Origin of the sequence: Dokdonia sp. Asnod2-E02 (assembly GCF_045063915.1) — a bacterium.
Classification (GTDB): Bacteria; Bacteroidota; Bacteroidia; order Flavobacteriales; family Flavobacteriaceae; genus Dokdonia.
Window position 1 is genome coordinate 1,091,059 of the sequence record NZ_JBEFNX010000005.1, and the last position, 15,066, is coordinate 1,106,124.

Below are 15,066 nucleotides of genomic sequence, written 5' to 3' on the forward strand. Positions count from 1 at the left end.
AACTTATAATCTATGAGGTATGAATGGATAATCTTCTTGATCGTACACTACGTCGTACATAACATTTACATCTGGGAATGGGCTTTCTTCTGCAAACTTCTCACACTCTGCAACGCGTTTCTTAACGTTTTTACCCATTTCATCTATCTCCTCTTGGGTTGCATAACCTTCTTTAAGAAGAACTTCTTTTACCTGAGTAATAGGATCTATTTTTTGATACTCTGCTACCTCGTCTTTTGTACGATAGTGTTGTGCATCAGACATAGAATGACCTCTATAACGGTATGTTTTGAGTTCTAAAAATGTAGGTCCATCACCACGGCGAGCTCTCTCGATAGCTTCGTCCATCGCTTCGGCTACGGCAACTGGATTCATCGCATCTACAGGTCCACAAGGCATCTCATATCCTAAACCTAGTTTCCAGATATCTTCGTGGTTTGCAGTACGTGCAACAGAAGTTCCCATTGCGTACCCATTATTTTCTACACAAAATACTACTGGAAGTTTCCAGAGCATTGCCATATTAAATGTCTCGTGTAGTGACCCTTGTCTTGCTGCTCCGTCTCCAAAGTAGCAAAGCGTCACCGCACCTGTCTTATTATATTTATCTCCAAAAGCCATTCCTGCACCCAGTGGGATTTGCCCCCCTACGATACCGTGACCTCCGTAAAATCCTTTTTCTCTAGAGAATATGTGCATAGAACCTCCAAGACCTTGTGAGGTACCAGTTCCTTTACCATAAAGCTCTGCCATTACTCGCTTTGGGTCTACTCCCATCCCGATAGGTTGCACGTGATTACGGTATGCAGTAATCATTTTATCCTTAGATAAATCCATTGCGTGTAGTGATCCTGCTAGTATTGCTTCTTGCCCATTATACAGGTGTAGAAAGCCACGTACTTTTTGCTGAATATATACTTGAGCTAGCTTGTCTTCAAACTTGCGCCAGAAGAGCATCTCTTCGTACCAATTAAGGTAGGTTTCCTTCGTGATTTTTTTCATTTAAAAGCGTATAAATGCCACCCATTTTTAGGCGAATAACAAAAATAACGATTTAAAGGAATATGTAAAAACTGTAAGAGAGGAAAAATTACGCAATCGCTTTCGTAATAAATAGTTGCCTTTTTATGCTTTCGCGAAAGCGTAATCATACGCACCGCAACCTAGGTTTTACTAATAAACCTATTATAGATACTTTGAAGTAAATAGTAGCGGAAGTATGTTTTCTAAAGACGCACTCTTAACTACCTTGCCCTTTTCTCCCATAAAATAAAGCTCAATAGGCGCTGCTTGCTTAATCTCATACTCTGCAATAGCTTGCCTGCACACACCACACGGCGGTATAGGATCTGTAGTTTCTTTATCTCTGGCGCGTGCTGTGATTGCCATTGTGAGCATCTTTGCATCTGGGTACTGCGATGAGGCATAAAAAATGGCTGTACGTTCTGCACATAATCCAGCGGGATAACAAGCATTCTCTTGATTATTACCTGTAACAACCTCTCCATTATCAAGGAGAATAGCCGCACCCACTAAGAAGTTAGAATAGGGAGCATACGCTCGCTCTCTAGCAGCAAATGCTGCATCCATTAAAGAAGAAATCGCTTCTGGAAGCTCATCCTTAGAGGAATACACATCAAGAAACGATTCAATTTTTATTTTTTCCATAAAGTTATTTCGCTTAAAGCGAATGTCTTAATTCTAGTACTCGTCGTACTCTTCGCCAAAAGTAAATGTAAGTCCAAAACGAAGTGTGTTTTCTAAAGGACTTCTTACAGATCCTGTAGAAAATAGATAAGATAGATCTAGGTCTATTGAGTTAAACTCAAACCCAGCCCCTAGTGTTGCAAATTTACGTGCTCCTTTAATATCACTTTCATTAAAGTATCCTGCTCTTAAGGCAAACACATCATTATACGTATACTCTGTTGCAAGTGACCAAGTCACCTCCTTTAACTCTTCACTAAATCCATCTGGCGCATCACCAAAAGATTGAAAAATACCTGAGAAGAAGTTTACATCATCATCTTGACCTGCTATAATTACAACATCATCTTCAGATGTGATTTCTCCATCTCCATTAGTATCTACTCTTCCTCTTAAAGGTGGTGTAGGCACGAGTAATTTATTAAACTCAAGACCTACAAATATTTTATTGTAGCTATCTAGTATGAAATCAAAACCTCCTCCTAACTTTAAGTTAGTTGGGATAAAGTTTTCTTGACCAGCATCGTCATAACTAACTTTAGGACCTATGTTTGAGATATTAAATCCAGCTCTCCATCTACCATCAAAGTTGTTATACACCTGCTCTTCAGACTGGTAATAACCTGAGATATCTACCCCAAAAGAACTCGCCGGACTAGCATCTGCAAACTCATCAAGTTGCTGTATACGTAAGTTACTCTGTAAAAAACGTCCAGAAACCGCCATTGAGAACTGATCGTCTAGCTTAAGAGCATATGTTGCGTCTATAGAAAATTCATTTGGCTTAATATCTAAACCAGGGCCAGCTGCATCTGTTCTTGTATTAATGGTACCAAGGCTAAAATAACGTAGACTTGCCGCAAAAGCGCTACGGTCATCAATACGGTTTGCATAGACTGCCTGGAGCAATCCTATATCATTTACTAGGTTTCCTAAGTAAGGTGTGTAGTTTATACCCACGTTATGTTGATCTGGTAGAAAGGCCAGCTTTGCTGGGTTCCATTGTACAGCATAAGCATCTGGACTCGTTGCAACTCCCTGTTCTCCCATACCTGCAGCACGCGCGTCTCCAGCAATAGCAAGAAAAGGAACTGCAGTGGTAATTGTATTAGGCTCATCTTGTGCTTGGATAGACGCACTAGATAAAATAAAAGCTGCTACTAACAGCGATAAAAACTTATTCATACTAAAGGGTAATTTTGGTAAATATAGACTTTTATTTTTTTTATAATTATAAGATCACAAGCTTCTCGATTTTCTCCACTCGCTTGTTTGTTAACGTAGATTTTACGGTTATCTTATAGATGTAGACACCTTTTCCTATTGCTTGTCCAAAATCATCAAGACCATCCCAAGTGATATCTCGAGATAAGAATCCTTCTGTCATTACAGATTGATTTATAGTTTTTACCACCTTACCACTCACCGTAAATATCTGAACCTGAACATCAAGAGGCTCAAACGGACGATTATGGTTAAACCAGAACTCTGTATAATTTACAAATGGATTAGGGTAGTTAAGGACGTTCTCAAGCTCTATCTCATCATCTCCAAGAACAACAAATTGTAACTCTGCAGTAGATGAATTATTATAAACATCCCAAGCTTTAAAGGAAAGTGTATGAGGACCCGGCTCTAAATTTCTAATTTTTCTTGCCGCTGTACCTTTCATAAAATTATCTACCTCGGTCTCGTAAAAGTCATTCATAATTATGGGATTAGTTTCATCACCATCTATTATAGCAACTATATCGTGACCTATACCGCTAGCAGTGTTTATACCATTCTCATCTTCAAGTTTTGCTAGAATGATGGGAGAGTCATTTGTAATACCGCCGTTTACAAAGTTTTCGTCATTCATAAAGAGACGTATTGTAGGCCCTAAGTTATCTTCTGGGGCATCTTCATTAAGACCTCCTATAATAATGGTTTCATTTACTCCTGCCTGATCTTCTAAAACCCCTAGTCGCTCTGCATAAAAATTAAGCCTACCATTACCTAAAGGTATTGCTGTATCTCGTGGCATTCTAAATGTAAATTCAAAATTACCATTAGTCACTGAGGCCTGACCTCTATAAAGTATTGCTCCTAGTGTCGTAAAATCCATTACTGCAAGCGCACCTCCTATCTGTACTCCGTCATTACCTAGTGTTTGTCTCTCTATACGTTTATCATATAATGTCACGGCTAGTGTGCCTGTATAGTTTGTAAGCGTTTGCCCAAATTCTGTCGTCACTCGCCCATTAATTTTTACGAGATCCAACGCTTTAAGAACAGGTAACTCCTCAGTAACTGGCACATCATTTACCGCACTAAGTTGTATATCTGGTTTTGGAAAAGCTAGCTTCATAGCAGGATCGCCCACAAAGAATATCACCCTTCTTAACTGGTCAGATATACCGTTTTTTGAAGCTCTTATATTTTCTGCTACGCTTTGCACTTCATTAGTCCCAAAAGAATAGAGTTGCTCTACAAGTGCATTATTAAATTGTACTCCAAGCGTTACTGTTATCTCACGAGTTGTAGTAACAAGTCCTACAGCTCCCCCTTCAGCATTCCAAAAAAGCTCTTCTCCACCAGTAGGTCGCTCTGGGTTATCAAATTTTCCAAACTCACACGTAACTGTCACCACAAGCGGTAATCGCTCACCATTATCAAGGTTATCGATTTCATTTTGAGTAACAATAGCCTCTGCTGCTAGAAGTTCTTCTCCACCGTGACCGAGATAAGTTACTACGAGCGAACCTACTTCTATCGCATTTTCTATAGCTTCATTTACTTGAGGATACCTATCTCCACCAGCAGAAGATTGCTGCTGAAAGGCATCACTATGTATTTTTATCACATTTACAAAAGGCTTCTCTACACTTATCTGATCTCCTAGATTATCGAGTGTACCCTGAAGCTGAGTAAACTCAAATGCTTCATCTACATCATCAGAGACAAGTACAAAATTATTGCGCCACCTACCATAAGATGCTCTTGCGTCATAATTAATAATTTTATCTACTACTGTGTTTGCAAGCTGTGGTGTATCTGCCACAATGCGCCCTACGGCCAGATCTAATTTATCTGATGCGAGCATCCTTCCCTCATTTGGATCCAGTGAGCCATAAAAATCGTCACTCATAAAAGAACGCACAAGACTAAAACTATCAAAAGTTTGATATGTGGGCATTACATTATTATTACCTGTGATACGATTTTTATAATCTACTGAGGTATCTCCAAAGAGACATACGTATTTAAGTCTGTTTGCATCAGACGATGCGTTTTCATAAACATATCTCACAAAATTGCGTATCGCCCCAATATCTGCCTTACCTCCGCCAAATTCTTGATATATCTCCTCTAGCGTTACTGTCTTGACATTAAGACCTCTAAAATCTCTGTTATGTTGTGCTAGTCTTTCAGCTTGTGACAAGAGTGTGTTACCAGTAATCATAAGGTAGTCTACATCTTGAAAGCTACCACTACTATTCAAAAATATAGTGCCTTTTAAATTTTGATTATTTACTAAAGCACTACCTCCCTCGCGAAGCGGCTCATAATAATCTGATGGGTATACCGCTACAAAACGTCTATCTGTACCAAGGTTAGTTTTAAAAGTAATAGCACTCTGGTCTTCTATCTGTAAAGCACGCACACTAGCCTGATTTGTAACCTCCCATATCTGAGAATATCCTTGAGCATTAGAAAATGCATAAGCACCTACACCCGCCTCAAGAGCAGCATTTGCATTGCGAAAATTAAATTGCTCTCCTGCACCACTTAATTGTGACGGCACCTCTAGACTTATAAAATCTAGATAACCGGTACTAGAAGGATTACCACTATTATTATAGGTAAGAGTGACCGTGACCTCTTCACTCGTAATGGGAACTTGTACCTCAAGCTCATCTCCCCTTGCAAGCAGGATATTATTAATAGGTAAAATAGGTATAGAACCTACACCTGCCCCATTTACAGAAACATCAAAAGACGTAGAACTCTCTGATGTTGCTGCAGCCACGACTCGCAAGCTTGCTGTCTCACCTGGAACTACGTTTGTAAACTCAAAATCAAAAGACTGCTCATTCTCAAAACTAAAAGACTCTCCAAACCACCTTCTTCCTATTTTAACTAGACTTACCTCATCCTCTTCATAAAACTCATAATCATCATACGCGCTATAAGTCACAGAGGGCAACCCTGCAGGCTCTACATACGACTGGATGCGCTGTCCATTATTACCATCTACGGTTATAAAATAATATGACCTGTCTGCATATGGATTAATGTGTGTATCTAGCTCTTCGTGATATGTTCGCGTGCTTTCTCCATAAAACAAGACACCATCATTTGAGTCAAAAGAGCCATCTTGACCTCCTTCTATTTGTACAGCAATCTCCCTTAGATCAAACTCTGTATTATCACTATTGAGAAATGGTAATGGCGTACCTCCATACCCGTATACTTTTATTTTTGACGGATCAATGTTATTTACATTCATCCCAAGGCTTTGCATAAAACCTCTACTTATGCGGTGCACTCCTGTTTCTTCTACATAAAATTTATAAAAATTGCCCGTTGCAAGTACACTGTTTGTAATAGGTAAGGATGAGGATGGTTGTGATTGCGCTTTCGCGAAAGCGTAATTAACCCCAGCACTTACTACTCGTTTTACTTGTCCATTTTGATTAACAAAAGGATTAAAAGTAACAACTGCATAATTTACCTCTCTAGCTCTTGCAGCAGTAAATGTCGCAACTACCTTATTAGACAGCTTATCTTTATTAATAAGAGAAAGCAAGCTTTGAGGCACTGGCTCTAGCTGTACATTAAGTAATTTTGAAGTGGAGGCAGAAATGGCACTCCTTGTCGTGTACTGAGTATGATACTCCCAGTTGCCATCTCCATCTCGTGAGAGGTTGATAGACTCTATACTTGTAGAGCTCGCGTTACTTTTTACTATCTCACCCCACTTAATTTGTAGTCGCTCGGTTTGTGAAGAAACCACAAACGTAAGGAGCAAAAAGAGTAAGGTAATGGTAGATTTCATTAGTATGGTAACGCAAGTGCGTATGGCTTAGTATTAACCCGCGAGTAATAGCGATGATTTTTTTATGCATAACAATAATAAAGAATAAATCACGCCGTTACTAATGAGTTACCTATAACTAGTTAATATTTTTTTGGGTTCGACGTCGTAAAATGCTTGCACTTTAACGAGTTATTACTATATTGCAACCCCAAATCTAATGAACGCAAAACCTATGAAACCACACTTTGCATTAAAAATGCTGGCGCTAGCCGTGATCTCTTTCACAGTAGCAAGTTGCAGTAAATCAAACGACTACAAAGATTCCTCTAGAGGTACTGGTTGGAAAGTAGACGGTAAGAACGGAGGTTTTAAACTTAAAACAGACTACGAAGAGCAAGCTACCGGACCTGGACTTGTCTTTGTAGAAGGAGGTACTTTTACTATGGGTAAAGTACAAGATGATGTTATGCACGACTGGAATAACTCTCCAAACCAGCAACACGTACAATCTTTTTATATAGATGAAACTGAGGTTACTAACGGGATGTACCTAGAATACCTTGACTATCTTAAGAAGGTTTTCCCTCCAGAAGAAGAAAATTATAGAAATATTTATAAAGGAGCGCTTCCTGATACATTGGTATGGAGAAACCGTCTTGGTTTTAACGAGACTATGACAGAAAACTACCTACGTCACCCTGCATATGCAAACTACCCTGTGGTGGGTGTGAGCTGGATACAGGCTGTAGAGTATGCAAACTGGAGATCTAACCGTGTAAATGAATTAATATTAGAAGAGCAAGGATTTACGGCGAGAGGCGCTAGATTTGATGTAGACGCAAGCTCTACTTTTGATACAGAAACATATTTAAACGCACCTACACTTACCTATGGAGGAAGTGATAGTCTTGCTCGTGGAGGAAGATCTAGTGAGCGTAGAATGAAGCAAAACGATAGTACAAACATATTTGTACAACGCTCTGACGGAGTTCTTTTACCAAACTACAGATTACCTACAGAAGCAGAGTGGGAATATGCAGCTCTTGGCCTTACAGAATTAAGAAGCTACAATGTATATCGTGGTCGTAAGAAATATCCTTGGGATGGATCATATACAAGATCATCAAGTAGACGTACTCGTGGAGATCACTTAGCAAACTTTAAACAAGCAGATGGTGATTACGGAGGAATATCTGGATGGTCTGATGATAATGCAGATATCACTGCAGAGGTAAAAAGCTATGAGCCTAATGACTTTGGTCTTTATGATATGGCTGGTAACGTGTCTGAGTGGGTAGCAGATGTTTATAGACCTATAGTAGATGATGAGTTTAACGACTTTAACTACTACCGTGGTAACGTTTATACTAAAAACGCCATAGGAGAAGATGGAAAAGTAAAAGTGGTTACAACAGACTCTATCGTATATGATACTCTTGCAAATGGAAGTATCGTAGCTAGAGACTTACCTGGAGAAATTTTACAAGTACCAGTAGATGAAGATGAGACTTACTTGAGAACTCAATTTTCAACTAGTGACAACCGTAACTTTAGAGATGGTGACAGAAGGTCTACAAGATATTTTGAATCGTTTAATGATGATGCAGAAAATCCAGACTCTAACAAGAAAATGTACAACTCACCACAACACAGAGTTGAGCAAGACAGCGCAGGTAGTGTAGAGCGCCGTTATGATGATTCTAATAACAGAACTTCTTTAATAAACGACGAAGTGCGCGTTTACAAAGGAGGGTCTTGGAGAGATAGAGCATACTGGCTAGATCCAGCACAGCGCCGTTTCTTACCACAAGGTATGGCAACAGATGATATTGGTTTCCGTTGTGCGATGTCTCGTGTAGGTTCAAAATCAAAAACAGGAAAGAGAGCTAGATAATACTCTTAATTACATACATAAAAAAGCCCTCTCTCGTGAGGGCTTTTTTGATATAATATTTTACTAGTTATGACTATAGCAGAGTTACATTTTCACTTTTTAAATAGTAATGGTGTTTGCACAGACACGAGAAGCCTTAAAGAAAACCAAATTTATTTTGCGCTCAAAGGCGAAAACTTCAACGGAAATAAATTTGCCCAGCAAGCCCTTACATCTGGAGCGTCTCTAGCAATTGTAGATGAAAAAGAATATGTTACAGATAGGTCTGTACTTGTAGATGATGTACTAACCACCTTGCAGCAACTTGCAAATTATCACCGCAACTACCTAGACTTACCCATCATAGGAATCACAGGTAGTAACGGAAAAACCACTACAAAAGAACTTATTTATGCCGTGCTATCTGAGCAGTATAACGTTATTGCCACAAAAGGTAATCTAAACAACCACATAGGGGTACCACTCACCTTACTCACTATGGATGCAAGAACAGAAATAGGTATCGTAGAGATGGGCGCAAATCATCAAGGGGAGATAAAAATGCTGTGTGAGCTTGCACAACCTAATTTTGGTTATATCACAAACTTTGGCAAAGCTCATCTAGAAGGCTTTGGAGGTTTTGAAGGTGTGATAAAAGGTAAAAGTGAACTTTATAATTACCTACGAGAAAACAATGAACTCGTCTTTATAAATGATCAAGATGAGATTCAAGTACGACAGTCTGCAAATATTGTTTCAAAAACCTTTGGTTCATCACAAAGCGAGTACCCAGTATATCTAGAAGATGGCTCAGGTAACTTAAAGATTACTGTGGGTGGAACCACGATTACAAGTAATCTCATAGGTACATATAACTTCTCAAATATTGCTGTCGCTATGGCTATGGGCAATCACTTTGACGTGCCTCTTACCTACATCAAAAATGGAATTGAAAAATATGTGCCGTCAAATAATAGATCACAAATTATTGACAAAGACACTTACAAGATCATACTAGACGCTTACAATGCAAACCCGACGAGTATGGCTGCTGCATTAAAAAACCTACAAGCCACAGGTACAAACACAATTGCGTTTATGGGAGATATGTTTGAAGTGGGTGAAACCTCAAAAACAGAACATCAAGCCATTTTAGACCTTGCACATAATCTTAACATCTCACAAGTATATGCGATAGGCCCAGATTTTGGCACTTCTTCTCCTCACCCTAAGCAAAAAGTTTATGAGAGTTATGACGCTTTCGCGAAAGCGTACTCAAAACAAATACCAGCAGACACAACAGTACTTATAAAAGGATCGCGAGGTATGAAAATGGAGCGGATCTTAGATATTCTCGCCTCTTAACTATTGCTTTATACATAAGGCTGTGATGTTTTAAGAACTGCCGTTAATACCTTAACTTTAAAAGCCACGTACACGTAAGGTTTTTAAAGTATGGATAAGAAATATATTGTTGCCTTTGACCAAGGTACCACCAGCACACGAGCTATCATTTTTGACAATAAGGGTACTATAAAGAATATTGCTCAAAGAGAACTCAAACAACACTACCCACAACACGGCTGGGTTGAACACGACCCTCTTGAAATTTATGAAGCCCAAAAAGCTGTGTTTAAAGAAGTCATATCAACTTCTGACATTAGTGCGGAAGAAATTGCTGCGATAGGTATCACAAACCAGCGAGAGACCACCGTAGTCTGGGATAAAAATACTGGAGAACCTGTTTATAATGCTATCGTGTGGCTAGACAAGCGTACAAAAACTATATGTGAGCAACTCAAATCAAAAAACCTAGACGAGTATGTGCGTAAGAATACTGGGCTCATCATAGACTCTTACTTTTCTGGCACAAAGGTAAAATGGATTTTAGACAACGTACCAAACGCTTCTGATAAAGCAGCGCGAGGCGACCTCCTTTTTGGAACGATTGACACCTGGCTTATTTGGAAGTTCACAAATGGCAAGGTACACGCTACAGATCACTCTAACGTGAGCCGCACGATGCTCTACAATATCATAAATCTAGAGTGGGATAAAAAACTACTTGATGCACTTACCATACCTACCTCAATGTTACCACAGGTACAGAACTCTGCATCACATTTTGGCGAGATTACAATAGATGGTACGAGTATTCCTATAAGTGGTGTTGCAGGTGATCAACAAGCTTCCCTCTTTGGTCAAGGAGGGTACAAGTCTGGTGTGGCAAAAAATACCTACGGCACCGGTTGTTTTGTACTTATGAATACGGGAAAGAAACCATTTAAATCTAAAAATGGATTACTCACTACCCTCTGTGCAAGTTTACCAGATGGCAAAGTAAAATATGCACTCGAGGGATCCATCTTTGCAGGAGGTGCTTCTGTACAGTGGTTACGTGATAAACTAGATGTTATAGACCACGCTCAAGACACAGAAAGCATCTGTGTAAACACCCCAGCTACAGATGATCTCTACGTCGTACCCGCATTTGCAGGGCTAGGCGCTCCGCACTGGGATATGGACGCAAAGGGAGCCATATATGGTCTCACACTAGACTCTACAAAAAATGATATTATAAAGGCTACTGTAGATGCTATTGCATATCAAACCAGAGATGTACTCGATGCAATGATAGAAGACTCTGGCAAGCAAATGAAAACCCTTAGAGTAGATGGGGGAGCTACGGCAAATAATTACCTAATGCAGTTTCAGTCTGACTTACTTAACGTACAAGTAGACCGCCCAAAAATGCTCGAAGTAACAGCGCTAGGCGCAGCCTTTCTTGCAGGTATACAATCTGGTATTTGGAACAAAAAAGACATTGCCAAGATACGCCAAGTAGACACCATCTTTGAACCTAAAATCACTCAATATGAGCGATCAAAAAAATATACCGGTTGGAAAAATGCTGTCGCAAGAACAAAGAGCACAACAAACCAAATGCTAGCTACGCAAGAAGACACACCACTTAGGTTTTCTGTACTTGATAGGCAAAGACAATTACGACGAGCGCAGCAAGAAAAATTTGACCTCATCATCATAGGTGGTGGCGTTACCGGGGCTGGTATTGCACTAGACGCATCCTCACGAGGGATGAAAGTATGCCTTATAGAAAAAAATGATTTTGCCTCAGGAACAAGTAATAAATCTACAAAGCTCATACACGGCGGCTTGCGCTACCTAAAACAAATGGAAATAGGACTTGTAAAAGAATCAGGTAGTGAGCGCGCTATTGTGCACACTCTTGCCCCTCACCTCGTAGTTCCAGAAAAGATGTTGTTACCACTCATTGAAGGAGGAACTTACGGTAAGATGATGACCGCAATAGGACTTAAAGTATATGATTTTCTTGCAAATGTAGAGGGAGATGATAAACGCAAAATGTTAAGCGCAGAAGAGACTGCATCACGAGAACCCTTACTTAACACTAAAGATCTCATAGGTGGTGGTTACTATGCAGAGTATCGCACAGATGATGCGCGCCTTACGGTAGAACTTCTTAAGAAAGCTGCAAGCTTTGGCGCTACAATAATTAATTATTGTGAGATGACCTCTTTTAAGTATGATGCAAAAGGTAAAATTAAAAGCCTAAACTGCTATGACCACAATAACGATAAGTCGTTTAAACTTAAAGCACAAAACTATGTCTCCGCGGCAGGTCCCTGGGTAGATCTATTAAGAAAGAAAGATCACTCTATGAACAGTAAGCACCTACACCTTACAAAAGGAGTACATATCGTTTTCTCTAGAGAGCGTTTCCCGCTTACACAATCTATCTATTTTGACGTGCCAGATGGACGTATGATTTTTGCCATACCACGTGGAAGGTCAACCTATGTAGGTACTACAGACACAAATTACAGTGGCAATCTCAATAGAGTGGTTGCTACGCAGGCAGATGCTACATATTTACTAGACGCTACAAATAATATGTTTCCAGACCTGCAACTCAAAATAGATGACATTGAGTCAAACTGGGCAGGCTTACGCCCTCTTATACACGAAGATGGTAAAGACCCATCTGAGTTAAGTAGAAAGGATGAGATTTTTGTTTCAGACACGGGTCTTATATCTATAGCTGGTGGTAAGCTTACTGGATACCGCAAGATGGCTCAACGGGTAATAGATAGAGTACTTAAAGATATACCAGAAAAGAAAAAAAGTCACCTCGTCACCTCGTATACAGATAAGATACCCCTCACTGCTACTCCATTATCAAATACCGAAGAGGTAGACGCTTACCAAGTCACTATTGCAAAACAACTTGAGACAGCGGGTATCATAGACTCCTACCAGAGTTGGTACCTCGCCACCACTTATGGTAAGCAAAGTGATACCATAATCTCAAAGATGAGTTACTTCTTAAATGACAATCCAGAAGAGCGACTTTTAAGAGCAGAGGTATGGTACAGTGTACACCACGAGATGACTAACAGCCTTTCGGACTTTTTTGTGAGGCGTACGGGTAGACTGTATTTTGACATCCATTCTGTGCATCTCTATCGTGATCTTGTGCAAGAAGATATGATTCTATACCTAGGGTGGGACGAAGCTCGTGTGGCAAAAGAAAACCAGTACCTCGATCTCTTACTACAAGATGCAAGTGCTTATTATGAAAGTGAGTTTGAGTAAAAAACTGCACCTCATCGTTACGAACTATTCATAATGAGAATTATACAGGTGGTGAGGAGACCGCTTTCGCGAAAGCGTAATAAAAACACGCAAACGTTATAGTAACAAGGTTCGCAATAGAAGTGCTAATATTCTATTAAAAAGTCATATTTTAGACCCTAGACTAATAAATATTTAACCATATGGGACTCATTTCATTTCTTGGATTTACATTGCTAGTAGCAGGATACGCCTGGTGGAAAACCCGCGGCACAGACGAAAAAAGTGCAGACGGATACTACCTGGGAGGAAGAAGCTTAGGAGCACTTACCATAGCAGGGTCTTTACTACTTACAAACCTCTCTGCAGAGCAAATAGTAGGTCTCAATGGTCAAGCATTTTCTGAGGGTATCTTAGTAATGGCGTGGGAGACGCTAGCAGCCATTGCGATGGTTGTGACAGCTGTTTATTTTTTACCAAAATATATGCACAAAGGTATCACGACGATACCAGAATTTATAGAAGAACGCTTTGACGAAAACACAAAAGCCATACTCTCGATCTTATTCTTACTAGCCTTTGGGGTAGTTCTCCTTCCTACTATACTCTACTCTGGGTCTATCGCATTTAGTACAATGTTTGACTTACCAGAATTACTAGGCCTGTCTGACGCTGCTACCATAATGGTATGTGTATGGACTATAGGGCTTATAGGTATTGTTTATGCCATATTTGGAGGGCTTAAAGCTGTAGCCGTATCTGACCTTGTAAATGCAATAGGCCTCTTGATAGGTGGGTTGTTAATCCCTTATTTTGGACTTAAGCTTATAGGTGACGGTAATGTAGGTGATGGACTCAACGAGCTATGGACAGAAAATCAAGATAAATTTGATGTAACAGGTGATGTAACCTCTTCTATTCCTTTTGGAACTATTTTTACTGGGATGATGATTGCTCAGATTTATTACTGGGGTACTAACCAAGCGATTTTGCAACGTGTTTTTGGCGCAAAGAGCCTTAAAGAAGGGCAAAAAGGGATGATGCTCGCAGCATTTGTAAAGTTCTTAATACCTGTGATAGTAGTACTGCCAGGTATTATTGCGTGGCACCTTTTTGGTGAAAACTTAGAATCTGCAGATAAGGCATACCCTGTCCTTGTAAAAGAAGTATTACCACCTGCCTTAGTAGGCTTCTTTGCAGCCGTACTTTTTGGAGCGGTATTAAGCTCATTTAATAGCTTATTAAATAGTAGTGCTACACTGTTTGGTTTTGACTTATACAAGAAGTTTTTTAACCGCAACGCATCAGAACATAAAGCGGTAAAAGCAGGTAAAATATTTGGACTTGGCCTTGCTATTGTAGCTATGATTATAGCTCCTTTTATTGCAAACGCGCCAGATGGATTATTTGATTATATACAGCAAGCACTAGGTAGTTTAAGTGTACCTATACTTTCGGTAGTATTAGTAGGTATTGTGAGTAAACGAGTGCCAGCAATAGGAGCAAAAATCGTGATGATTGCCGGAGTGATTATGTACTTAATAAGTATGTACCTCCGCCCTATCTTTCAAGAAAATGCCCTTACCGAAGCTGCTGCAAATGGAATTACAGACGCTGGAGAATTAGCGATTATAGAAGCAGAGGCTTTTCCTCACTTTTTACACGTGATGGGTATTCTATTTGTAGTAAATATTCTTATAATGGTAGTTGTAGGTATGATAAAGCCAAAACAAGATATCTACGTCCCAAAACAAACAGAAGCCATAGACACAACACCTTGGAAATATGCTTGGATTGTAGGTCTTTGTATTGTGTTACTTGTATTAAGCACGTATTTCATTTTTTAAAA

8 protein-coding genes are annotated in these 15,066 nt (G+C 39.6%); 4 read left to right on the forward strand and 4 right to left on the reverse strand.

What is annotated here, in order from left to right; all coding sequences use genetic code 11:
• Positions 1-3: 3 nt before the first annotated feature.
• The 4 genes from pdhA to porU form a co-directional block, all read right to left on the reverse strand.
• Positions 4-1,002, reverse strand: coding sequence for a pyruvate dehydrogenase (acetyl-transferring) E1 component subunit alpha (gene pdhA, locus ACJJVM_RS04920; RefSeq protein ID WP_299150585.1), 999 nt, complete (start codon positions 1,000-1,002; stop codon positions 4-6).
• Between the two features lie 183 nt (positions 1,003-1,185).
• Positions 1,186-1,668, reverse strand: a complete 483-nt coding sequence (locus ACJJVM_RS04925) for a cytidine deaminase (RefSeq protein WP_405210973.1) — start codon at positions 1,666-1,668, stop codon at positions 1,186-1,188.
• Between the two features lie 33 nt (positions 1,669-1,701).
• On the reverse strand, positions 1,702-2,892 hold the full coding sequence (gene porV / locus ACJJVM_RS04930; protein WP_298351528.1) for a type IX secretion system outer membrane channel protein PorV: 1,191 nt from the start codon (positions 2,890-2,892) through the stop codon (positions 1,702-1,704).
• A 46-nt stretch (positions 2,893-2,938) separates the two neighbouring features.
• Positions 2,939-6,748 (reverse strand): type IX secretion system sortase PorU, encoded by a 3,810-nt coding sequence (gene porU / locus ACJJVM_RS04935; RefSeq protein WP_405210974.1) that lies wholly within the window; start codon positions 6,746-6,748, stop codon positions 2,939-2,941.
• A gap of 214 nt (positions 6,749-6,962) precedes the next feature.
• Between porU and gldJ the strand changes: the two genes are divergently transcribed.
• The 4 genes from gldJ to ACJJVM_RS04955 all read left to right on the forward strand — a co-directional run bounded on the left by gldJ (position 6,963) and on the right by ACJJVM_RS04955 (position 15,064).
• Positions 6,963-8,624, forward strand: a complete 1,662-nt coding sequence (gldJ, locus tag ACJJVM_RS04940; protein ID WP_298352527.1) for a gliding motility lipoprotein GldJ — start codon at positions 6,963-6,965, stop codon at positions 8,622-8,624.
• 69 nt (positions 8,625-8,693) lie between these two features.
• Complete coding sequence (gene murF, locus ACJJVM_RS04945; RefSeq protein WP_405210975.1) at positions 8,694-9,968, forward strand: UDP-N-acetylmuramoyl-tripeptide--D-alanyl-D-alanine ligase; 1,275 nt, start codon at positions 8,694-8,696, stop codon at positions 9,966-9,968.
• Positions 9,969-10,058: 90 nt separating this feature from the next.
• Entirely contained in the window at positions 10,059-13,238 is a 3,180-nt protein-coding gene (glpK, locus tag ACJJVM_RS04950) for a glycerol kinase GlpK (RefSeq protein ID WP_405210976.1), read from the forward strand.
• A 182-nt stretch (positions 13,239-13,420) separates the two neighbouring features.
• Positions 13,421-15,064, forward strand: a complete 1,644-nt coding sequence (locus tag ACJJVM_RS04955; protein ID WP_405210977.1) for a solute:sodium symporter family transporter — start codon at positions 13,421-13,423, stop codon at positions 15,062-15,064.
• Positions 15,065-15,066: the final 2 nt, after the last annotated feature.